At 59.9% G+C, this 22,469-nt stretch carries 16 protein-coding genes and 1 pseudogene; 7 read left to right on the top strand and 10 right to left on the bottom strand.

The features are described from left to right. The 6 genes from ACIPHN_RS24275 to ACIPHN_RS24250 form a co-directional block, all read right to left on the bottom strand. The coding region (locus ACIPHN_RS24275) for a beta strand repeat-containing protein (protein ID WP_400441319.1) at positions 1–4,879 on the bottom strand (4,879 nt) is incomplete at its 3' end. A 69-nt stretch (positions 4,880–4,948) separates the two neighbouring features. After that, positions 4,949–6,658, bottom strand: a complete 1,710-nt coding sequence (locus ACIPHN_RS24270) for a peptidase domain-containing ABC transporter (RefSeq protein ID WP_400441316.1) — start codon at positions 6,656–6,658, stop codon at positions 4,949–4,951. Between the two features lie 29 nt (positions 6,659–6,687). Continuing rightward, a complete protein-coding gene (locus ACIPHN_RS24265; RefSeq protein ID WP_400441314.1) occupies positions 6,688–8,355 on the bottom strand; it encodes a biopolymer transporter ExbB in 1,668 nt (555 codons plus the stop codon). A gap of 136 nt (positions 8,356–8,491) precedes the next feature. Next, positions 8,492–9,865, bottom strand: coding sequence for an HlyD family type I secretion periplasmic adaptor subunit (locus ACIPHN_RS24260; protein WP_400441312.1), 1,374 nt, complete (start codon positions 9,863–9,865; stop codon positions 8,492–8,494). Further along, positions 9,862–10,668 (bottom strand): OmpA family protein, encoded by an 807-nt coding sequence (locus ACIPHN_RS24255; RefSeq protein ID WP_400441309.1) that lies wholly within the window; start codon positions 10,666–10,668, stop codon positions 9,862–9,864. Before ACIPHN_RS24255 ends, ACIPHN_RS24260 begins: the two co-directional genes overlap by 4 nt. A gap of 12 nt (positions 10,669–10,680) precedes the next feature. Continuing rightward, complete coding sequence (locus tag ACIPHN_RS24250; RefSeq protein WP_400441307.1) at positions 10,681–12,336, bottom strand: TolC family protein; 1,656 nt, start codon at positions 12,334–12,336, stop codon at positions 10,681–10,683. Positions 12,337–12,791: 455 nt separating this feature from the next. Here ACIPHN_RS24250 and htpG point away from each other — a divergent pair, with 455 nt between their 5' ends. The 3 genes from htpG (at position 12,792) to ACIPHN_RS24235 (ending at position 15,973) form a co-directional block, all read left to right on the top strand. Beyond that, positions 12,792–14,702 carry a molecular chaperone HtpG gene (gene htpG / locus ACIPHN_RS24245; RefSeq protein WP_400441304.1) on the top strand — a complete coding sequence of 637 codons (1,911 nt, stop codon included), beginning with the start codon at positions 12,792–12,794 and terminating at the stop codon, positions 14,700–14,702. A gap of 151 nt (positions 14,703–14,853) precedes the next feature. After that, entirely contained in the window at positions 14,854–15,378 is a 525-nt protein-coding gene (locus ACIPHN_RS24240) for an FUSC family protein (RefSeq protein WP_400441302.1), read from the top strand. Then, positions 15,356–15,973 carry a GNAT family N-acetyltransferase gene (locus tag ACIPHN_RS24235; protein WP_400441299.1) on the top strand — a complete coding sequence of 206 codons (618 nt, stop codon included), beginning with the start codon at positions 15,356–15,358 and terminating at the stop codon, positions 15,971–15,973. The genes ACIPHN_RS24240 and ACIPHN_RS24235 overlap by 23 nt, the downstream gene beginning before the upstream one ends. A 51-nt stretch (positions 15,974–16,024) precedes the next feature. Here ACIPHN_RS24235 and ACIPHN_RS24230 read toward each other — a convergent pair whose 3' ends face one another. The 3 genes from ACIPHN_RS24230 to ACIPHN_RS24220 form a co-directional block, all read right to left on the bottom strand. Then, positions 16,025–16,477, bottom strand: a complete 453-nt coding sequence (locus ACIPHN_RS24230) for a glycine zipper 2TM domain-containing protein (protein WP_400441296.1) — start codon at positions 16,475–16,477, stop codon at positions 16,025–16,027. 169 nt (positions 16,478–16,646) lie between these two features. Continuing rightward, on the bottom strand, positions 16,647–17,093 hold the full coding sequence (locus tag ACIPHN_RS24225; protein ID WP_400441294.1) for a DUF962 domain-containing protein: 447 nt from the start codon (positions 17,091–17,093) through the stop codon (positions 16,647–16,649). Positions 17,094–17,134: 41 nt separating this feature from the next. After that, entirely contained in the window at positions 17,135–17,884 is a 750-nt protein-coding gene (locus ACIPHN_RS24220) for an SDR family oxidoreductase (protein ID WP_400441292.1), read from the bottom strand. Between the two features lie 246 nt (positions 17,885–18,130). Between ACIPHN_RS24220 and ACIPHN_RS24215 the strand changes: the two are divergent. From ACIPHN_RS24215 to ACIPHN_RS24205, 3 genes and pseudogenes are all read left to right on the top strand, one after another. Continuing rightward, positions 18,131–18,253, top strand: a pseudogene (locus tag ACIPHN_RS24215) (DNA-deoxyinosine glycosylase); the annotation flags it as partial. A gap of 58 nt (positions 18,254–18,311) precedes the next feature. Next, on the top strand, positions 18,312–20,102 hold the full coding sequence (locus ACIPHN_RS24210; protein ID WP_400441321.1) for a recombinase family protein: 1,791 nt from the start codon (positions 18,312–18,314) through the stop codon (positions 20,100–20,102). After that, positions 20,086–20,577 (top strand): DNA-deoxyinosine glycosylase, encoded by a 492-nt coding sequence (locus ACIPHN_RS24205; protein ID WP_400441290.1) that lies wholly within the window; start codon positions 20,086–20,088, stop codon positions 20,575–20,577. Before ACIPHN_RS24210 ends, ACIPHN_RS24205 begins: the two co-directional genes overlap by 17 nt. On the opposite strand, the gene ACIPHN_RS24200 is transcribed toward ACIPHN_RS24205, so the two are convergent. Continuing rightward, positions 20,574–20,987 carry a transcriptional regulator gene (locus ACIPHN_RS24200; protein ID WP_400441288.1) on the bottom strand — a complete coding sequence of 138 codons (414 nt, stop codon included), beginning with the start codon at positions 20,985–20,987 and terminating at the stop codon, positions 20,574–20,576. The two genes, ACIPHN_RS24205 and ACIPHN_RS24200, sit on opposite strands and share 4 nt — an antisense overlap. A 95-nt stretch (positions 20,988–21,082) precedes the next feature. Here ACIPHN_RS24200 and ACIPHN_RS24195 point away from each other — a divergent pair, with 95 nt between their 5' ends. Next, positions 21,083–22,252 (top strand): lysozyme inhibitor LprI family protein, encoded by a 1,170-nt coding sequence (locus tag ACIPHN_RS24195; protein WP_400441285.1) that lies wholly within the window; start codon positions 21,083–21,085, stop codon positions 22,250–22,252. Positions 22,253–22,469: the final 217 nt, after the last annotated feature.

The raw sequence follows: 22,469 nt of genomic DNA, 5'->3' as shown, positions 1-22,469 counted from the left end.
AACTGGCCGTGCTGACGCCACCATCGAAATTATTGGCCGCCGCACTGGCGACGAAGGTATCGTCGTAGCTGCTACCCGTCAGATCCTGGATGTTGACCAGCGTGTCGCCCTGGGCATACCCTCCCGAGGTCCCCGTGCCATTGGTGTAGTTCAGGTCGACCGTCACAGCCGCGTTGGAACTGGCGTAACTGACCCGGTTATGCGAACTGGCCGTGCTGACACCACCATCGAAATTATTGGCCGCGGCATTGGCGACGAAGGTATCGTCGTAGCTGCTACCCGTCAGATCCTGGATGTTGGTCAGCGTGTCGCCCTGGGCATACCCTCCCGAGGTCCCAGTGCCATTGGTGTAGTTCAGGTCGACCGTCACGCCCGCGTTGGAACTGGCGTAACTGACCCGGTTATGCGAACTGGCCGTGCTGACGCCACCATCGAAATTATTGGCCGCCGCACTGGCGACGAAGGTATCGTCGTAGCTGCTACCCGTCAGATCCTGGATGTTGGCCAGCGTGTCACCCTGGGCATATCCACCCGAGGTCCCGGTGCCATCGGTGTAGTTCAGGTTAATCGTCACGCCCGCGTTGGAACTGGCGTAACTGACGCGGTTATGCGAACTGGCCGTGCTGACACCACCATCGAAACTATTGGCCGCCAGACTGGCGATAAAGGTATCGTCATAGCTGGAACCAATGACATTCTGGATGTTCACCAGCTTGTCGCCCTGCGCATACCCTCCCGAGGTCCCCGTGCCGTCGGTGTAGTTCAGGTCGACCGTCACGCCCGAGGTGGAGTAGCTGTAACTGACCGTGTTCGAGCCAGCACCGCCGTCGATATAGTTGGCCGCTGCGCTGGCAACAATGGTGTCATTGCCGCTGCCACCGGTGACGTCCTGGATGTTGGCGTAGGTATCGCCATTGGCCAGGCTGCCGGCACCACCCGTGCCCACGCCGTTATACAGGTCGACTGTCTCGTTGACCGTCGAATACTGATAGCTCACACGATTATGTGAACTCGCCGTGCTGACGCCGCCGTCGAAATTGTTGGCCGCCGCACTGGCGATGAAGATGTCATCACCGGAGCCGCCAGTGACGTCCTGGATGTTGGCATAGGTGTCGCCATTGGCATAGCTGCCCGCGCCGCCCGTCCCTGCGCCGGTATACAGGTTGACCGTTTCCGAGACGCTGGAGTGGACATAGCTGACGCGATTGTGCAGCGACCCGGTACCACCATCGAAATTATTGGCCGCCTGGCTGGCAATGAAGGTGTCGTCATAGACGCTACCGGTCAGGTCCTGGATGTTGGTCAGCTTGTCGCCCTGCGCATAGCCTCCCGAGGTCCCGGTACCGTCGGTGTAGGTCAGATCGACAGTCACGCCGGCAGTGGAGTTGGCGTAACTGACGCGATTGTGCGAACTGGCCGTGCTGGTGCCTCCATCGATGCTATTGGCATCGGCGCTGGCAATGATCAGGTCGTCGTAGCTGGAGCCAGTGACATTCTGGATGCTGGCATAGGTATCGCCAGCGGCAAAACCGCCCGTACCCAGGCCGGTCACCAGGTTGACCGTCACGCCCGCCGTCGAGTTGACGTAGCTGACCGTGTTGGAACCCTGCAAGCCATTGAAGCTATTGGCGTTGTTGTCGGCGATGAAGGTGTCGTCATAGGCGGTGCCGATGACGTTCTGGATATTGACGTAGGTATCGCCAGCAGCAAAGCCGCCACTGCCGGTGCCGTGGAACAGGTCGACCGTGACGCCGTTGCCATCGCTGGCGCGGGCATAGCTGACCGTATTGTTGCCGGCGCCGCCGTCGAAGGCATTGGCTTGCAACGTGGCTACGAAGGTGTCGTTATAGGCACTGCCGGTGACGTTCTGGATGTTGACGTAGGTATCGCCGTCGGCATAGCCGCCGGTGCCGGTCCCCATGACCAGATCGACCGTCACACCGGCATTGGAAGATGCATAGCTGACCCGGTTGGAGCCACCGCCGCCGTCGAAATTGTTGGCTACGGCACTGGCAACGAAGGTGTCGTTATAGGCACTGCCGGTCAGGTCCTGGATGTTGACCAGCTTGTCACCCTGGGCATAGCCGCCGGAGGTGCCGGTGCCATCGGTGTAATTGAGATCAACGGTCACGCCGGCCGTCGAGGCGGCGTAGCTGACGCGGTTGTGGTTCGAGCCGCCGCCATCGAAACTGTTGGCATCGGCACTGGCCACGAAGGTATCGTCGAAGGCACTGCCGATCAGATTCTGGATGTTGGTGAAGGTGTCACCTGCTGCGTAATAACCACCGGTGCCGGTGCCGATGGTATTGGTCAGGTCCACCGTCACACCACCGGTCGAGTAAAGGTAGCTGACCGTATTGGAACCGCCTCCGCCATTGAAGTTGTTGACGTCCGCGCTGGCGATGAAAGTATCGTTGTAGGCACTGCCGATGACGTTCTGGATATGCGCCAATACGTCGCCCTGCGCGTAACCGCCGCTGCCGGTGCCGTGGTAGAGGTCCACCGTGACGCCCGCATTGGAATAGCTGTAGTCGACCGTATCGGAACCACCCAGGCCGCCGTTGAAGTTGTTGGCAGCGGCGCTGGCAATGAAGGTGTCGGAGTAGGAGCTGCCGACGATGTTCTGGATGTTGGTATAGGTATTGTTCTGGGCATACCCGCCGCTGCCGCTCATGGTGATCATGTTCACCGTGACCGCGCCAGTGGAAGCGCCGTAGTTCACCGTATCGGAACCACCGCTACCACCATCGAAATGCTGGCTGTCCACGCCGGCGATGAAGACGTCATCGTAGGCCGAGCCGATGGCATTCTGGATATGGTTGTAGGTATCGCCCTCGGCATACCCGCCGGTACCGCGTCCCGAGACGAAGTTGACGGTTACCCCGGCCGTGGAACCGGCATAGCTGACGGTATCGACCCCGCCGCTACCGCCATCGAAGCTGTTGGCGTCGGCATTGCCCACGAAGGTGTCGTTGTAGGCGGTACCGATGACATTCTGGATGCGGATGTAGGTATCGCCGGCCGCCGCACCGCCACTACCCACGCCGGTGAGCAGGTTGACCGTGACGCCGGCATTGGAGTTGACGTAGCTGACCGTATTGGAGCCGCCACCGCCATCGAAGTGATTGGCATCGGCGCTGGCGATGAAGACATCGTTATAGGCACTGCCAATGACATTCTGGATATGCGTATAGGTATCGCCCTGGGCGTAGCCGCCGCTACCGGTGCCGGTCACCAGGTTGACGGTCACGGCTGCCGTGGAAGACTCGTAGGAAACCGTATCCGATCCACCCGAACCGCCATCGAAACGGTTCACGGCCGCATTGGCGACGAAGGTATCGTCGTAGGCGCTGCCCTGCAGGTTCTGGATATTGGAGAGCACATCGCCCTGGGCGTCGCCCCCGGTTCCCAGGCCAGTCACCAGATTGACCGTGACGCCGGCGCTGGAGGTGGCGTAGCTGGCGGTGTTGACATTGGTGCCGGTACTGTTGACGCCGCCGATGATATGGTCGGCGCCCGCGCCGCCCATGAAGAAGGTATTGCCGGTCCCGCCGATGAGCGTGTCGTTGCCGGTGCCACCATAAAGCAGGTCGTTGGCATTGCTGCCGTAGACGGTCACGCCGCCATTGCCGGCATGGACTTCATGCGGCAAGCCCTGCGCGGGCAGCACCAGGACCGGGTCGCCGGTGGCCGGATCCAGGTAGCTCAGGTCGCCATAGGCGGTGGCATCCTTGACGGCCACGTGGCGTGTGTCATTGAGGGTCAGCTGGCCGTTGGAGGTGGCCACCACGGTGGTGAAGCTCAGGTCGAAGGCCTGGTGCACCGGGGCGGCCGAATTGGCTTCCACGGTGTTGTACTGCAACTGCATCGGGAAGTCGGTCTGCCCTGCTGCCACCGTCATCTGGTAGCGTCCGCCACCCAGGTCGGTGGCGTTGACGATGGACATGCCGCTGGGCACGCCCGAGACAATCACCGAGAGGACATTGCCGTTGCCGCTGATGGTGACATCGAAGACCTTGATGAAGGTCCCCGCATTGTTGCCGGCGGCATAGATGGTATGCACGTCGTCGCCGGCATTGATCACCTGGGTACTGAACTGCAGCGGCAGGCCCGAATCGGTGGCCGAGGCCGCCACGCCGCCGCTGCCAAAGAGGTTGCTTCCGGACTGCGTGGTCGTGGCCAGGTTGACCAGCTTGATGGCCATCGACGGTTGCGAGGGGTCGACCACGATGGTCGAGGGAATCGTCCCCGGGCGTTCCGGTGGCGCCTGTACCTGGACCTGTTTGGTCGGCGCGTCCGAGGCATTGGGATTCATGGACGCCGAGATGGCGGCGGCCACGCTGATCTGCGAGGAGTCTCCCGAGGTCGGCTGGGTCGGGACCGTCAGGTTCTGGCTGCCATTGGTGGTGAGGGAGTTGGCATGGTCGCTGATGATCTTGGCTAACTGGTTGATCCCCTCAGTACCGACGCTGGCTGCATTGTGGTCGACAATTGAATGTTGCTGCACATGCGGTTCGCTGTCGGCGGTCGCCGTATGGTCAAGCGCGGCCACCGGATCCGAATTGAGCACGCGCGACTGGTCGTTGGGCTTGAGCGAGATCTTGCCCACGGTATCGAGCAGCTTGCCGGTCTCGGCACTGGAATCCGAGAACTTGACCCGCGACTTGTCATCCATGGCTTCCATGGCGCCGCCGGCCAGCACCACCTTGGTGCCATCGGCCATGTGCAGCACCATGTCCACATCGACCACCTGCACGTGCTGGACCGCGCCACGGTTGGCGTTGATCTGGAAGCTGCCGCTCTGGTCGGGCATCACTACCCGTACCGGGCCGGTGACCTTGTCCGCGGAGTTCGCTTGTGATGAGCTTGCGGTTGCCATGGTTTCCTCGCTTTTCGAAGATCGGTTCGAATCTGAATCAGTAACAATCCGGCTGCAACGCTTGCAGCCTTATTGCAATATCTGGGCCCGCGGTCCGTCGGCCACGATGCGCCCGCCCTCGATGACGACGATGCGGTCCATGTGGCGCAACAGCGCCGGGCTATGGGTGGCCACCACCAGGGTGCGTCCGCCGGCATAGCCGATCAGGCGCTCGATGATGCGGGCCTCGGTTTGCTGGTCCACGCCGGTGGTGGGCTCGTCCAGCAGCAGGATGCGCGGCATCGCCGCCACCGCGCGTGCCAGCACCACCATCTGGCGCTGTCCGCCGGAGAGATTGCCGGGCGCCTTGAGCACCTGGTCCAGGCGCAGCTCGCCGCGCGCAATCAGCTCGTCCAGCGCCGACACCGCCAGCGCGGCCTCGTAGACCTGGCCGGGCACGCGATCGCCCACGAAGATGTTGGCTGCCACGGTGCCATCGAAGAGGAAGGGTTCCTGGGGCTTGTAGCCGATACAGCGCATGCGGACCTCGTCGGCATAGGCCGTCACGGCCACGCCATCGACCAGTACATGCCCCTCCTCCGGTTTGTGCAGGCCGGCCAGTGCGCGCATCAGGGTCGATTTGCCGGAACCGGAACGCCCCACGATGCCGACCTTCTCACCCGGCTGGATGGTCAGCGAGACATGCTTCAGGGTCGGGGTTTCCTTCTTGTCCAGGTGCAGCAGCAGGTTGCCGACCTGGATCAGGCCGCGCATTTCCTGGCGCAGCACATCGGCGGTGGTCTTCTCCCTGGCCTCTTCCTCATCGAACAACTGGTCGAAGGCGGCACGCGCGCGGCGGAACATTTCCACCCGGCCCAGCAGCGCCGCCAGCGATGACAGCACGGTGGTGGCACGGCTGATCAGCAGCGAGCAGGCAATGAGCGCGCCCACGGTCAGCAGATTGTCTTCCACCAGGTAGACGCCCACCACCAGCGTGGCCACCGAGATCACGGTATAGCCCACGGTGGAGACGGCGTAACCGGTATTCATCCAGAAACGGCTCTTGGCCTGGGCCACGGCATTGGCCGCGGCATCGGCCAGGAAGGCACGCATCAGGCGGTCCTGCAGCGGCGTGGTCTTGAGGGTTTCCATGCCGAAGACGATGCTGGCGAGCTTGTCGACCTTGCTGGTACCGACCTTCATGGCGGCATTGGCATAGTCGTTGGCGGGTACCTTGAAGAGCAGTTGCAAGCCCACTAGCAAACCGCCGCCTACCAGCAGCACCCACACCATGTGACCGCCGATGACACCCAGCACGATCAGGTAGAGCACCAGGAAGGGCAAATCCACCAGCAGCAGCATGTAGTTGGAGGACATCAGGTCGCGCGCGGCCGAGAGGTCGCGATAGCGCGCCAGCACCACGCCCACCGGCGCCTGCACCTTGGCGCTGAGCATGCGGCGCGCCGAGACTTCATCGAATTCCACATCCAGGCGCCCGGCCAGCTGCTCGGTGTAATACACCCGGATGATGCGCAAGACCACTTCCAGCGCCACGAACAGCAGCATGCCCAGGGTCAGCGCCCACAGGGTTTCCTGGATGTGGTTGCCGATCACCTTGTCATACACCAGCCGCGAATACAGCGGCATGAGCAGGCCCAGCAGGTTCACCAGCACGCCGGCGACGATGATCTCGACGAAGCGGCTGCCATAGGCGCGCAAGAGCGACAGGTAGCTGGGATCGGCGCGCAGGTCCTGCAGGACTTGCGGCTGATCGATGTTGACCTGTTCGCTGGCGTTCATGGCGGTAGTTCTCCTGCTTCAGGCCAGGCTCAGGACTGCGCGCCGCGGGAGGCGCCGATTTCGCGGATGGCTTCGCGCATTTCCAGGCGCAGGTCCTTGACCATGGTCTGGCGACCGCTGCGCATTTCGTCGATGACGGTCTGCCAGTTGATGTTCTGGCGCATCAGCGCCTCGGTGATCGAGGTCAGCGACTGCGGGATCGCGCCCAGGTTCTTGACGCGGTCGTTCTGGGTGGCCATGTGCTTGGCCAGGTCGATCTGCAGCTGGCGCGCTGAGAGTGCGTCGCGGGCCATGTTGCTGGAGTTCTCGCCGATGGTGTTGCCCAGCTCGTTCAGGCGTGCCGCCACGGTGGCCTGCAGTTCGCCCTGGTACTGGATGGCGCCCATCTCGTCGGCCAGACGCACCGAGATCTGGTTGAGCAGTGCCGGCAATTGCGCGATGTTCTGCGCGCTCTTCTCGTTCATGTTGGAAATTTCGCCCTGCTGCGCCTGCAGCGCTGTCAGCGCCGCCGACAGCGCCAGCTGGCCGGCCTGGATGGTCGAGACCACTTGCGGCAGCACCTCGAAGGTGCGGTTGGCGATGTCGCCATTGACCGAGAGGCGTTCTTCCAGCGAGGACAGGCTGTCGGAGAGGTCGCGTGCCGAGGTGATCTTGGTATTGATCAACTGGCCGACGTTGCGGATCTCTTCCAGGGTCTGCTGTGCTGTCTCATGCATGCGCGGGCCGAAGGCCACCAGCTGGCGCAGGCTGCGCGACTCTTCCATGCTGTCGTTGAAGAGCTGGACGATGTTGTTGAGACGGTCATTGAGGCCTTCGAGCTTCATGCCGGCCTGCAGCGACGCCTCCGAGCTGTTGCGCGCGGCCATGATGGATTCGCGCTGCAGCACCATCAGATCCTGCAGGAACTCAGCCAGGAAGGATTCGGACACGCCCTGGCGTTGGGTGGCGGCCGGGCCGCTCATGTCGTGGATCACGTGCTGCACCATGTCGCTGATGCATTCACGCGCACGCGCCACCAGCTTCTTGCTGGCCGCGCGCAGCGGGGTCAGGGTCAGGCCCAGGGCCAGCGAACCGATCAGGCCGAACATCGAGGCCGAGAAGGCGGTACCCATGGAGGCCAGCGGCTTTTGCAGGTCGGCCACCAGGTGCATGAAGGAGGCATCCATGTCACCCGCGGTACTGGCCTTGCCGAAGCCGTCGATCAGCGCTGCCGTGCTGACCAGGGTTTCCAGCAGACCGATGAAGGTCCCCAGCAGGCCCAGCGCGATCATGAAACCGGTCAGGAATTGCGGGAACTCGGTCTTGGCATCGAGGTGGGCACGCAGGTCATGCAGCGAGCCTTCGATGGTTTCCTGTTCGATACGCGAGGTCAGGCGACCCTTGGTGCTGGCCACGCTGACGAGCACCTGGCCGATCTCGGTGCCGGCGAATTCGGGCGCCTTGACCAGGCTGTCCATGGACTCGCCGGCCTTGGTACGTTCATAGAACTGCATGAGCTTGTCATGCTCCCAATTCACGCGCCACAGGTTGTAGACGATCAGGCCGACACCGAACACCGCCACCGAGATGATGAACAGGTTCAGGAAGGGATTGATCTGGATCGCATGTCCCACGAAACCCCGGAACAGGAAAGCGCCCAACAGCAGCAGGAGCGTCGGGATGGCAGCGAGTGCATAGAATTGGCGAAGATTTTTCATACGTGCGATGTTCCGGAGAAATGGACGCAGGGAATACAGCAGGGACGGTGGAGGGTGCAGAAAACGTCAAACCCAGGCGCGCACCGGCAAGCCGCGACCTGAGCAGAAAAACGGTGGATCGGGGTAGCCAGGGCCCTCATCTGGGCTCCCGCAAGGCACCCTGGCCAAAGCGCGACAGGGGCGACATCAGGTAGCGCCACACGGTACGGCGACCGACGATGATGTCGGCCGTGGCGGTCATGCCGGGCATCAGGGCCAGGTTGCGCTGCAATTCGCCGGCGCCGCGCTGGACCTCGATCTTGAGTCGGTAGACGCGCTCGCCGCGCTGGTTGCTGTCGTCGGGGACGGTGTCGGCGCTGATCTCGGTGACCACGCCCTCCATGGCGCCATAGACGCCATAGTCATAGGCCGATACCTTGACGCGGGCGCGCGCACCGGTGACCAGTTCGGCACGGTCGGTGGGCGAGATCTTGGCTTCGATGACCAGCTTGTCATCGCTGGGCGTCATCTCGATGATGGGGTCGCCCGGCTTGACCACGCCACCGATGGTATTGATCATCACGCGGTTCACCACGCCATCCATGGGGGCCTTGACCTCGGAGCGCGAGACACGGTCGTTGCGCGACTTGATCTCTTCCTGCAGACGCGCCAGCTCGGTCTCGGCGGCGGTCAGTTCGGTACGGGAATCGGAACGGAAGCGCGAGGACGCCTCCCCCATCTTGGCCTGGGCCTCGGCGATGGCCGCGTTCAGGCGCGGGATCATGGCATTGGTGGCCGAGAGCTTGCTTTGCGCATCCTGCACGCGCGAGGCGGCCTGGATGTCTTCCAGCTGGGAGGCGGCATTGCGCTCCAGCATGCCATGGATCAGCTTGTACTGGCGCTGCGCCAGCTCCAGCTCACCGCTCTGGCTCTTCTGGCGGCTCACGGCCTCGCCCAGCTCGGCCTGGCGCTGCGCCGACTGTTCGCGCAACACCGACAGTTCCTGCGCCAGCTTGGCCGTGCGCGCGGCAAAGGCCGCCTGTTCGCTCTGCACGGCCGGATCATCGCCGGCCAGGTCGGCCGGCATCTGCAGACTGGCCGCGCCAGTGGCTTCGGCGTTCAGACGTGCGATCTTGGCGCGCAGGCCGAGGATCTTCACGCGCCCTTCGCCCAGGTCGGCATTGGCGCGCACATCCGAAATCGAGATCAGGGTCTGGCCCTTCTTCACGGCCGCGCCTTCACGTACCAGGATGGCCGAGACGATGCCGCCCTCCAAGTGCTGAATCACCTGGTTGTGTTCGGAGGCGACGATGCGGCCATTGCCGCGCACCACCATGTCGATGGGGGCGAAGATCGACCACACCACCAGCAGGGCCAGCAACGCAGCACAGGCCAGCACCGCCATGCGCGGGCGCGGCATGTTGCCCAGCTCGCCCAGGCGGCGGTCCAGGCGCGGCACCAGCCGGCGCAGCAAGCCCTTGCCGCGGGAGGCGATCCCGTGGGCGGCGTCGGGCTTGAGCGACATGGTCATTTCGCTGCCACCTGGTACTGCACGATGACGCGCGAGTCGTTGGTGGCGCTGTTTTCGGTGGTGGCCACACGGCTCACCACGCGTTCCTTTTCCACACCGGCATCGATGAGGTAATTGCGCACGGCAACGGTGCGGTAGTAGGCGCGACGACGGCTCTCGGTGTAGCCGCCGCTGCTGATCACGCCGGTGACCACGATCTTGCCCTGGCTGCTCTTGGCGCGACGGATCCAGTCGCCGATGCTCTTGTCCAGCGCCTTGCCGCCTTCATCGCTCAACTGGGTGGAGTCGGTATCGAAGTTCAGGGTCACGGCCTTTTCATTGGCATCGATGCGCAGGCCCGGGGCGACTTCCTTGTCGCCCGGTTCAGCCTTGACCTGGATGGCATTGGGGCTGGAGGGCGCGGCTGCGCTGCGCAGGCTACCATTGTCGGACTGCAGCGGCGGCGCCGCCAGCTTGGCCTTCAAGCTCGCCACTTCGCGCTTCAACTGTTCGATTTCCTGGACCTTCTCGCGCTCGGACTGGGTCTCGGCGGCACTGCTGTTGCTGGCATTGCTGCTGGCATTGCCGATGCCGGAATTGTCGACGTTGCCGCTGACCTCGTTCTTCTTCGTCTTGACCTCGCCCTGCACCACCTGCGTCTGGCTCTGCGTGATCAGCTTGCTGACCTTCATCTGGGCCAGCTTCTGCGAGTAGTAGAACAGGGTGACCACGAACACCACCACCACGAAGATCATGACCAGCACCACGTTGGACAACGCATCCACGAAGCCTGGCCAGAAATTCTGTTCCTTTCCGCCCTCCATCTTTCCCCCGTCCTATTTCACTGCCTGCGTCGGCGGCACGGTCTCGGACGCCGAGGCACGGCCGGTATTGCGCAGGATCTGGTAACTGATATCGGCCTGCTGGAACAGCAGGTTGGCAAAATCGGTGCGCGCCTGGAAGGCCTGCTGGTAGGCGTCCAGCACGTCGATGAGCTGCTTGCTGCCGGTAGAGAGCTGATCCAGGAAGACATCGGCCACGTTGGCATTGGTCATGTAGGCCTGGCGCGAGATATCCATGCGCTTCCTGACCGCACCCAGGGTGCGATAGTTGATCTCGATCTGTTCGCGTAGCTTGCGCTCCAGGTCCAGCGCGGTATTGCTCTTCTCCACATACTTGGCGCCGGCCTGCTTGTTGTAGTACACGTCGCTGCCACCGTTGAGCAGGTTCATGGTCATCACCAGCATGAGGCGACGATCGGTGGTGAGCTGCAAGGTGTTGTCGGTGGTATCGATGGCACCACCGGCGCCGCGCGTCTTGGTCTGGGTCCATTCCAGGGCCAGCGTGGGCGAGAACTTGGCGCGTGCCGACTTCAGTTCATGACTGGCCGCATCCAGGTCGCGCCGTGCCGCGCGCACGCCGGGATTGGTCTCGTAGACATCCTGCAGGGCCAGCTTGGAGGTATCGGGGACGGCCGGCATCATGTGGTCGGGCACCTCGATCTGCTCGATCTTGCGACCGGTGATCTGGTTCAGCGACACCATGGCGCTTTCCAGCACGCCCTCGGCCTCGGCCACGGCGGACTGGGCGGTGAGCGAACGGCCACGCACGCGATCGAAGTCGACATTGCTGGCGCCGCCGCCCTCCAGGCGCTTGCGCATGTAGTCCAGCAGGCTGTCCATGCGCTTGGCATAGCTGCGCGCAAAGGACAGCGAGGCATAGGCGCGCATCACATCGTAGTAGGCCTTGATGGCGTTGTAGTACAGGGTCTCGCGCGCATCGTCGCGGCGCAGGTCGGCCGCCGTGGCCAGTGCGCTGGACTTGCGATAGTCGTAGTACGAACCCGGCGCGAAGATCGGCTGGCGGCCGATGAGCGTGACGTCCCAGCGCTTGTGATAGGACATGCGTTGCACCAGGCCGGTATTGGGATCGATCACCGAGGACGGCGACGAATACTCATTGCCCTTCTGCGCGCGCACATCCAGGGTCGGCCCCATCTGTCCGGCGGCGGCCTTGGCGGCGTATTCCGCCTGGTCGGCCTGGGCCGCGGTGGCAGCGAAGCTGTAGCTGTTGTCCAGGGCCAGGTCGAGCACCTGGCGCAAACCCAGATCGTGCACCGGGTCGCCTTCGGGCGCCACGGCGATCTGCGGCAGCACGATGGTATTGCCGGCAAATTCAGCATCGGACTGGCGCAGCAGCAGCAGGATCTCATCCTGGGCAGATGCCGGCGCCGTGGCCGCGGGCACCGCAGGCAAGCGGTAATCGACCGCGGCCGGTCCGGCAGGATCGGTACCCAGTCGAATCTGTGGCGGGCTCTCCAGCTTCTCGGTTTGCTCCGGCTTCTCCGGGCTGACCGGCACCCCCACCTTCGAAGGTGCAGGCGGTTCAGCAAGCGCCGGCGGGGATTCCGCTGCGCTCACCGTCTGGTGTGCGGCCAGTCCAAATGACAATCCAAGTCCAAGTAGTAGACGCTTGCTTTTATTCAATCTCATCAACGCAATCGACCGGCTTCCTGCCGGCCTCCCCTGCACCAACCCGTTCTAAGGAATGAATCGACAGCCCTCGCCCCGATTCCGGAAATTCAGTCCCGCGCCCATGTTCTTCGTGTTCTCGAAGCGGGAACCGATGAAAACGTTATTAAAAATGATGTCAATCAGACAAATGTTGTTACCATTTTAACAAACTGATTCTAACATCCAAGAATGGCAGCTCGATTACAAAAATGGACAAAAACTCGTTTAATTTCAATTGACTTGATCAAAATTAATTTCTGGAATTATGGTCAGTTTGTTGCCTTACGACTATCAGGAAAAACCGTATATCCATTGAGAAGCATTAAAAGTCGAAAAAATGCGGTTGAAAAACCACAAGCCTCTCCCTATATCCTGCCCATTGGCGATTATCTTTGCCTATTCCCATCATCCATTTCTTCAATGAGGACCTAAACATGGCGACCGAAAAACAGACCATGGGCTTCCAGGCCGAAGTCAAGCAACTGCTGCAACTGATGATCCACTCGCTGTACTCGAACAAGGAAATCTTCCTGCGCGAGCTGGTCTCCAATGCTTCCGATGCCGCCGACAAGCTGCGTTTCGAGGCCATCAACAATGACAGCCTGTTCGAAAACGACCCGGAACTGAAGATCAGGATCAGCGTCGACCAGGCCGCGCGCACCATCACCATCTCCGACAACGGCATCGGCATGAACCGTGACGAGGCTATCTCGCACCTGGGCACCATCGCCAAGTCGGGGACCAAGGAGTTCTTCTCGCGCCTGTCCGGCGACCAGCAGAAGGATGCTGCCCTGATCGGGCAATTCGGCGTGGGCTTCTATTCGGGCTTCATCATTGCCGACCGCATCACGGTCGAGACGCGTCGTGCCGGCACGACGGCGGCCGACGGCGTGCGCTGGGAATCCGAAGGCGCGGGCGACTTCTCCATCGAACAGATCGACAAGCTTGGCCGCGGCACCGACATCATCCTGCACCTGCGTGAAGGCGAGGATGAATTCTTGTCGTCCTGGCAACTCAAGTCCATCATCCGCAAGTATTCCGACCATATCTCGCTGCCCATCCTGATGCACAAGGAAGAATGGGACGAAGAAAAGAAGGAGACCGTGCAGCAGGACGAACTGGAAACGGTCAACCAGGCCAGCGCCCTGTGGAGCCGCAGCAAGTCCGAGATCACCCCGGAGCAGTACGAGGAGTTCTACAAGCACGTCTCGCACGACTTTGGTGCTCCGCTGGCCTACACCCACAACCGCGTGGAAGGCCGCAGCGAGTACACCCAGCTGCTCTACATCCCCACCCGCGCCCCGTTCGACCTGTGGGACCGCAACAAGCGCGGCGGCATCAAGCTCTACGTCAAGCGCGTCTTCATCATGGACGATGCCGAGCAGCTCATGCCGATCTACCTGCGCTTCGTCAAGGGCGTGATCGACTCGGCCGACCTGCCGTTGAACGTCTCGCGCGAGATCCTGCAGGAGTCGCGCGACGTGCGCGCCATCCGCGACGGCTCGGCCAAGCGTGTGCTGGGCCTGCTGGAAGAGCTGGCCAATAGCGATGACCAGGCGCAGAAGGACAAGTACACCACCTTCTGGACCGAATTCGGCCAGGTGTTGAAGGAAGGCATCGGCGAGGATGCGACCAACAAGGAACGCATCGCCAAGCTGCTGCGCTTTGCCTCCACCCACAACGACAGCGACGTCCAGAACGTCTCGCTGGCCGACTACGTGGGCCGCATGAAGGAAGGCCAGGACAAGGTCTACTACGTCACCGCCGAGACCTGGCAGGCCGGCAAGAACAGCCCGCACCTGGAGATCTTCCGCAAGAAGGGCGTGGAAGTGCTGCTGCTGACCGATCGCGTGGATGAATGGATGCTGTCCTTCCTGACCGAGTTCGAGGGTCGGGAACTGGCGTCGGTCGCCAAGGGCGGCCTGGACCTGGGCAAGATGGAGAACGAGGCCGAGAAGAAGCAGCACGAGCAGGTCGAGGCCGACTACAAGGACCTGGTCGAGAAGATGAAGACGGAACTGGCCGACAAGGCCAAGGAAGTGCGCATCAGCTCGCGCCTGACCGACTCCCCGGCCTGCCTGGTGGCGGACGAGAACGAACTCTCGGGCAACCTGGTACGCATGTTGAAGGCCGCCGGCCAGGCTGCACCGGAATCCAAGCCCACCCTGGAAATCAATCCCGACCACCCGCTGGTGCAACGCCTGAAGTATGAAGAAGCACGCTTCGGCGACTGGTCGCACCTGCTGTTCGACCAGGCCCTGCTGGCCGAAGGCGGTGCGCTGGCCGACCCGGCCGGCTTCGTCAAGCGCATGAACGACATGCTGCTGGCGATGGCCTCCAGGTAAGCCCCGGGGCGACCTGCCCCAGCCCCTGACACCTGCCCTGCAGCGACGCCGCCGCTCTCCGGATCTCCGGGGACGGCGGCGTTTTGCTTGGCCGCTTGCGGGGGCCGGGCAGCGTGTTTAAGATCGCTCTGTCACCGTCTCCACCTGCCCCATGGAACTGCACTTCATCAATCCGCGCAAGAATGCGCTGGTCTATCTCGTCAAGATCCTCTCCGGCTGCATCATCCTCTGGTATGGGCTGCGCGCGGCCGGCATCGAGGAACCTTACTGGGCCATGATCTCGCTGATCATCGTCACCGAGCCGGACATGACGGTGGCCAAGGCCAATTTCCGGGCGCGCCTGATCAATACCCTGTCGGGCTGCATCGTCTCCTGCATCGCCCTGGTGGTGTTCGGACCGACCTTCATCGCCATGCTGGCCGCGCTGACGGCGGCGGTGGTGGTGGCCATGCTGCTGCAGAACTACCCCAGCAACTGGCGGCTGGGACCGGCTACGGTGGTGATCCTGCTGTCGGCCGCCTTCAGCGGCCAGGGCCTGGGCCAGGAACTGCACCTGGCCCTGATGCGGGTGGGCGAAGTCATCGTGGGCAGTACCATGGCGCTGCTGCAGACCGGGATCTACATCTGGCTGCTCAAGCGCAAGGAATCCGGCGATGCGCCCGCCTCCGGTACCTGAAGAAGCCGCGGCGTTGCTGCGCGGCCCGCGCATCCTGCTGCGGCGCTGGCGCGACAGCGACCGGCCAGCGCTGGCTGCGATCAATGCCGATCCGCTGGCCATGCAGCACTTCCCGGGTGTGATGTCGGCAGCCGACAGCAATGCCCTGGCCGCGCGCCTGGAAGCACATTTTGCGCACCACGGCTTTGGTCCGTGGGCGCTGGAAATCCCGGGTGTGGTGGAATTTGCCGGCTTCGTCGGCCTGCTCAATGTGGCCTTCGAGACCCACTTCACGCCGGCTGTCGAGATCGGCTGGCGACTGGCCCCTGCCGTCTGGGGCCAGGGCTATGCCACCGAGGCCGCTCAGTGTGCGCTGGCCTATGGCTTCACCCTGCTGGGCTTGCCGCAGATCGTCTCCTTCACGGTCCCCGCCAATCTGCGTTCGCTGGCGGTCATGCAAAAACTGGGCATGCACAGCGATCCCGGGGACGACTTCCAGCATCCCCGTCTTCCTGCGGGCCACCCTTTGCGGCTGCACCGGCTATACCGGCTCACCCGGCAGGAATGGCTGGCACGGCAGGCCGCCTCCGGCAAACCCGGCCAGGCTGGCGAATGACGAAAAAAAAGCAGGACCGAAGTCCTGCTTTTTCATAGACCCAAGTGGCGATCAGTGCGTCACGCGGGTGGTACGGCCATTGGACAGCAGACGCACGCGCTCGCCGATGCGGAAAGGCTCGTCGGCATCCTGGGTAATGGCACGCAGCTCGCCATTGTCCAGGCGCACGGTGATTTCCAGACCCGGGCGGTTGTTCAGGTGCGCTTCGGCCTGGTTGCCCAGGACACCACCGGCCAGGGCACCGACGATGCCGGCAGCCAGGGCACCATTGCCACCGCCAATGGTGGAACCGGCAGCGATGCCACCCAGGGCGGCACCACCCAGGGTACCGACGCCGGTCGAACCCTTGTCGATGGTCACGTTGCGGATCGATTCGACCACGCCCATGCGCACGGTCTGCTCACCCTGCGCCTGGCGGGTGTTATAGACGCTAGCCGAGTTGGGGGTGACGGCGCAGCCAGCGACCAGGGAGCCCAGGGCTGCCATTACAAGCAATTTCTTCATACAAAAAACACTCCGACTGAGTTGACCCGTCGCCGGGCGACGTGGGGATCCATGCGTCCTACGGGGTGCGCCATGATCGCGCTTTTTCCGTGCGGACAAACAATCCTTTACATCTTAATACAAAGCAGCCTCAATCCGGAAATCCGACGCTTGCGGTTTGCTTCTCTTTTCAATAAACGATATGCCAGCGCCGGTACAGGAAGGCCAGTACGAACAGCGGTCCCACCAGCAGGAAGCGCAGGTCCTCGAAAAAGGATGGCTTCTTGCCCTCGATACGATGTCCGACGAACTGGCCGATCCAGGCCAGCACAAACACCACCGCAGACACCGGCAGGACCGCCCCGGCCGGCAGGCGCGCCAGCACGACCAGCATCAGCGCCGCCATGGCCAGCATGCCCACCGCAAACGAAGGCGACAGGCGCAGGTAGTAGGCTAGCGACGCGGCAGCCACCACCAGGGCAACGGCCGGCGAGACGGTCCAGCACAATCCCAGCAGCGAGAACATGATGGCCGGCACGCAGATGCAATGGATGATCTCGTTCATGGGATGACGATGGCTCTGGGCGTAGCGCGCCAGCAGTTCGTCAATGCGCCGCTCGGGAATGGGGGTGTTCATGCCGGCCTCCGGTCAGGTTGGATGAGATGGACGATGCCCGCTCAGCGACCACCCGAGACATCGATGAAGGTACCGGTGGCATAGGAGGCTTCCTCCGACAACAGCCACAGGATGGCATGGGCGACTTCCTCGGCCGTGCCGCCGCGCTTCATCGGGACGGCGTCCTTGAGGCGATCGACCCGGCCGGCCTCGCCGCCGCTGGCGTGGATGTCAGTATAGATCAGGCCCGGGCGCACGGCGTTGACGCGGATACCCTCGTTGGCCACTTCCTTGGCCAGGCCGATGGTGAAGGCATCGATGGCGCCTTTGGAGGCGGCATAGTCGACATACTCGCCCGGTCCGCCCAGCTTGGCCGCCATCGACGAGAGGTTGACGATGGCCCCGCCCTGCCCGCCATGCCGGGTCGACATGCGCTTGACGGCCTCGCGCGCGCACAACAGGCTGCCGGTGATATTGGCGATGAGCACGCGGTTGATGCGCTCGGCGCTCATGGCATCCAGGCGCGACTGGTGGTCCAGGACGCCGGCATTGTTGACCAGGGCCGTCACCGGCCCGAGTTCGCGGTCGACGGTGGCAAACAGCTTGACCACATCCTCTTCGCGCGCCACGTCGCCAGCGACCGTGATGGCGCGGCTACCGGCCGCGCGGATCTCGGCGGCAACGGTTTCTGCGGCGTCCCGGTTGGACACGTAGTTGACGGCCACCGCGTAGCCGCGCTGCCCTGCCAGCCTTGCCGTGGCGGCGCCAATACCGCGACTGCCGCCTGTGACGATGATGACCTTCTCTGCCATGTCTTGTCTCCTTGGATGGAATTGCCGGGACGCACGCGCGCCTCTGGTGATGGGCTAGCCGGATGATTCAGCTAAGATGTGCATTTTGCCGCAAGCAGGCTGCGCCTGCCGAAGCCCGCCCATTGTGCCTCGGCGGATTGGCCGCAAGGCATGCTGCAATTTATTTCATCCTGCTGGCCCATGTCACTACGCAAACCCGTCCCGGCAATATCGCCTGCCCCTCTGGCCTTCACGGCCAGCGATCCGCTGCTGGCCAGCTTCCCGCCGGTGGTGGCGCGTGATACCCACACGCTCATCCTGGGCAGCCTGCCGGGCGCGGCGTCGCTGGCGATACGGCAATATTACGGGCATCCGCGCAAAATCCTTTGGTCAGTTTGACACCTGGAAGTTTATAATTTCTGGCTGTCCAACCACCCTGCCTCACCCAGTGCCGACCGCCTATTCCTACATCCGGTTTTCCACGCCTGACCAAATTCTTGGCGACTCCCTTCGACGCCAACTTGACGCCTCCACGAAGTACGCAGCTGCACATAACCTAACTCTCGACGATTCGTTGAATATGCGCGACTTGGGCATTTCGGCGTTTAAAGGTAGCAATGTCGAATCAGGCGCTCTAGGTCAATTCTTGATTGCAATTGATGAGGGACGTGTCGCCAATGACTCATACCTACTGGTCGAGTCTCTTGATCGCATTTCGCGTCTTCCTGTTCCTGAAGCATTGGCAGTCTTTCAGTCGATCATCAATCGCGGCATTACCATCGTCACTTTGATTGACTCCGCCATTTATAGTAAAGAGCGGATGAAAGATGATTGGACTCCACTTTTAATAGCCCTTATTTCCATGTCGCGCGCTCACGAAGAGTCCGCAGTGAAATCTAGGCGAGTAAAAGCCGCATGGGAAGTCAAGAAGGCTCGTGTGATAGAAAAAAAGGAAGTCTTCTCGGGACGCTGTCCATGGTGGCTAAAGCCTTCGGATGACAAGTCACGGTACGAAATCCATGAGGAAAAAGCCAACGTTGTTCGACTGATTTTTCAATTGGCAAAAGATGGACTCGGCAATGCATTGATAGCTAAATATCTGAATGAACGCGAGATTCCTCCTGCTCAACATGCAAAATTCTGGCAGAACAGCACTGTTGGCTTCAACCTACGAAACATAGCGGCGATTGGAGTCCTTCAACTCGACCAAGATAACAACGGCAGGACAACTACCAATACATTTGTCGAGGATTATTATCCCCCTATAATTGATAAAGACTTGTTCTACGAGGTTCAAACGCTTAAAACCACGAGAAATCGAAATCAAAAATCAAGCATTGCGGCAGGTAGAAAAGGCCAATGTCACAATGTTTTCCAAGGAACTGCAAAATGTGGATACTGCGGCAGTCCGGTCCATATACGTAGAAAGCCCGGCATTAACAGTGGGTTTCTTTATTGCGCTACCTCACTTCAAGGTGCGGGGTGCATTGGCTCTTCTTACAATATTCGGTATTTGGAAAGCGAGTTTCTGAGTTTCACCAGAGAATTGAATATCGCGAAATTAATTAACGCGCCTTCGATAAACTCACTTACAACAAAACAAACCGAGTTGGCCGCCTGCATCGGGGAGCTAGCTGAAGTCGGGCGTAAGCAAAGCAACCTGCTCTCAGCCTTAGAAATTGGCAGTCAAATAACATCGATTGTCCATCGCTTGAGAGACGTCGATGCAAGGCATCATGAATTGAAAAAGCTTCGTCTCGCACTGCAATCGGAGATTTCCGTTTTAGAAAATATTAGCGATACACGCCAATCGTATTTGGAAAATGTGGAAACCCTGATGACTCAGCTCAACTCCAATGACATCGATTTGGACGCGAGACTCAGGCTACGATTCCGGCTTCTTACGGAAATCCAACAAGTGGTGAAACGCCTAGACTTATTCCCAATTGGCGCTCTGAGTCCGTCTCAACTAGATCATAAATCTCTCGCTGAGCAGCTCGCAGAAGCTGGCTACTCGCCGGAACGAATAAAAGAATACATTGATTCACTACCCACGAAACCTGATAGGAACGCGAGATTCTTCATTGCACACCTTCGCAACGGGATGATTCGCACAGTAGTTAATGGGAAAATGATGGAAACGCTGGACTTCGAAACATCAGAGAAAATTCAGGAGAAGAGCATCAAGCTCATGGCAGATATAAAAGCAAAGAAAAAAAGCAATGAATCGCAAACGTAGTTTTCCACCAGTGGTAAATGCCGATATCGAAATACTCATTCTCGGCAGCCTTCCAGGCGAAATTTCGCTGAAACATCAGCAATACTACGCGCACCCCCAAAATCGGTTCTGGGCGTTGGTCTCTGGGGTAATTGAAGAAGACATTACATCCCTCTCCTACCTTGATCGATTAGATGCGCTGCTGCGAAATAAAATCGGGCTGTGGGATGTAGTCGCAGAAGCAAAGAGAATTGGGAGCTTAGATGGCAATATTCGTGAACATGTTCACAATGACCTACTTGCGCTCTTAGTTGAATTGCCAGTATTGAAGACAATCGCATTCAACGGCGGCACTGCGGAACGCTTGGGAATGAAAGTGCTACGAGAACGAGCAAGCGATTACCGTATATTGAGGCTTCCCTCAAGTAGCGCTGCCTATACTCGCCCCTACACCGAGAAGCTTTCACAATGGATGAACTTAAGATCAAAGATCTAGCCTGTGATGTCCTGGTGCAAGCGCTCTACGAATTCTTCAATCATGTAACGCCATTGTGCCGGTAACTCCTCAATCCGGCTTGCAAGGTGCAATGCTGCATCGCTAGGCTCGCTGACACTTGTTAATGGCTTCTTTTTCTCTTTGATTTTTCCCTTTGACGGCGGAGGTCCATAGTGGAGCCAATGCTCATCCACCTTCAGCCATTCGGCTAATGCATTCAATTTTGGCCCATCAGGAATAGACCTACCGGCAAGCCAATTGTGTGCTGTTTGAGCCGATACCGAACGGCCTTCATATCTCAAATTAAAACGCAAAGCCAAATCCGTAGGGCCTTTAATAGGTTCCGGGCTACGGCGCAACGCTGCTTTCAAGCGTTCGGCAAAGGCTTTTCGTTCATCCAAGGTAGGCATGTCCGCATTTTGCGGTTGCTACCAAACTCAATGATCAAGTAATTAAGCGATAGTTTAGCTTATTCAGTGTAATTTTTCGCTTACTTGAGATAGTATTGCCAGCAGAATCAGGGGGTTACGAAGGGGGTTGTATCCGCGCCAGATTCACTTATTCGAACAACAAAGGAAAATCAAAAGTGAAGCGAATTATTGTTGGTATTTCGTTAATTGTTTCAAGTGCTTTGGTTCACGCTGCAAGCTTTGATTGCGCAAAGGCCTCTACCAAGATCGAGAAAGCTATCTGCGGAGACGAACAACTGTCCAAGTTGGACAGCGATCTAATGACGGCATATAAGGTCGCACAGACTAGCGCGACAGATCCCAACAAGCTCAAATCCGAGCAGAAAGCCTGGCTCCAGGCTTCGCGAAACAAATGTGAAGACGCTAGATGCATTAAAACGGCCTATGAAGATCGCATCAATGCATTGAAGTCGGTCGAAGTAACCGCACCAGTGGCACAACCAGCACCTGAAGCGGCAGTGGTGAAGAATGAAAGTCCTCCGGATGTAAAACAAGAAGAAAAGCCGGCAGAGGCAGTCGCCCCAGCAGTAGCTCCTGAACCGACTCCACAAGTTCAGACTTCAGAGCCGAGCAATCCGTCAAAGAGCACTCCAGTCGATGAGCCGACATCAACGGTCGCCGACATCCTATTTGGAGTCGCCGGTTTAATCGGCATCGCTCTCGTGACCGGCCTGATCAAGCCGAAACTGGTGATTCGCTGGAGTGATAAACCAACTCGTCTGAAGGTCTTGGGTTATTTGCTACCGGCACTGCTAATTGTGTCCTTTGCCGCACCAATGTCTCGTACAAAAGATCGCGCCGAGTACGATAAAAAAGTGGCAGCAGAGCAAAAATCTAAGCGGGAGCAAGAGGAAAAAGAAAAACAGCAGCAACGAGTAGTAAAGAAAGATGTTAGCCCGCAACAGGCCTCGCAGTCTAGTAACGGCGATAGTGTCGTTCAAGGGTATATCAACCGTTTTAACGTCGCGGAGAGGGACTTCCTATTGAAACTCAAGGCGGCCAAAGAGTCACGATCCTTTAACGATCCGAATTATTACGGATGTCGTCAGATGGCCAATGCAGCATTTGAAGCATATAAGAAAGAGATCAATAGAACAGCAGAATTTGCGAAGAGTGGTCAACCCGACCTCTTTATTGCAGCATTAAATCAAGCAATGACGACATTCGCGGCTTACGGATCCAATGTGAGTAGCTCTTGCCAGTAATACAAATATCAAAGAATTCAAAGAGGGAAAAATGGCAATCGCTCTGATGGGCGCAGTAATCGTAGAAGAAAATGGAAGCCGAATGGCATATCGTAAGAAATGCCAGAGATGTGGGTATGTTGAAGGTGGATCAACCCATACGTCAACGCCATCCAAAGGCAATGTTCTGGCAAGTTCATTCATGTGCCAGAAATGCCGTGCGATGACAGAAATACGT

It is taken from the genome of Herbaspirillum sp. NPDC087042 (assembly GCF_044745245.1).
Lineage (GTDB): Bacteria > Pseudomonadota > Gammaproteobacteria > Burkholderiales > Burkholderiaceae_D > Herbaspirillum.
The sequence above is the reverse complement of the archived record's forward strand: the minus strand, read 5'-3'. Positions and strand labels throughout refer to the sequence as shown.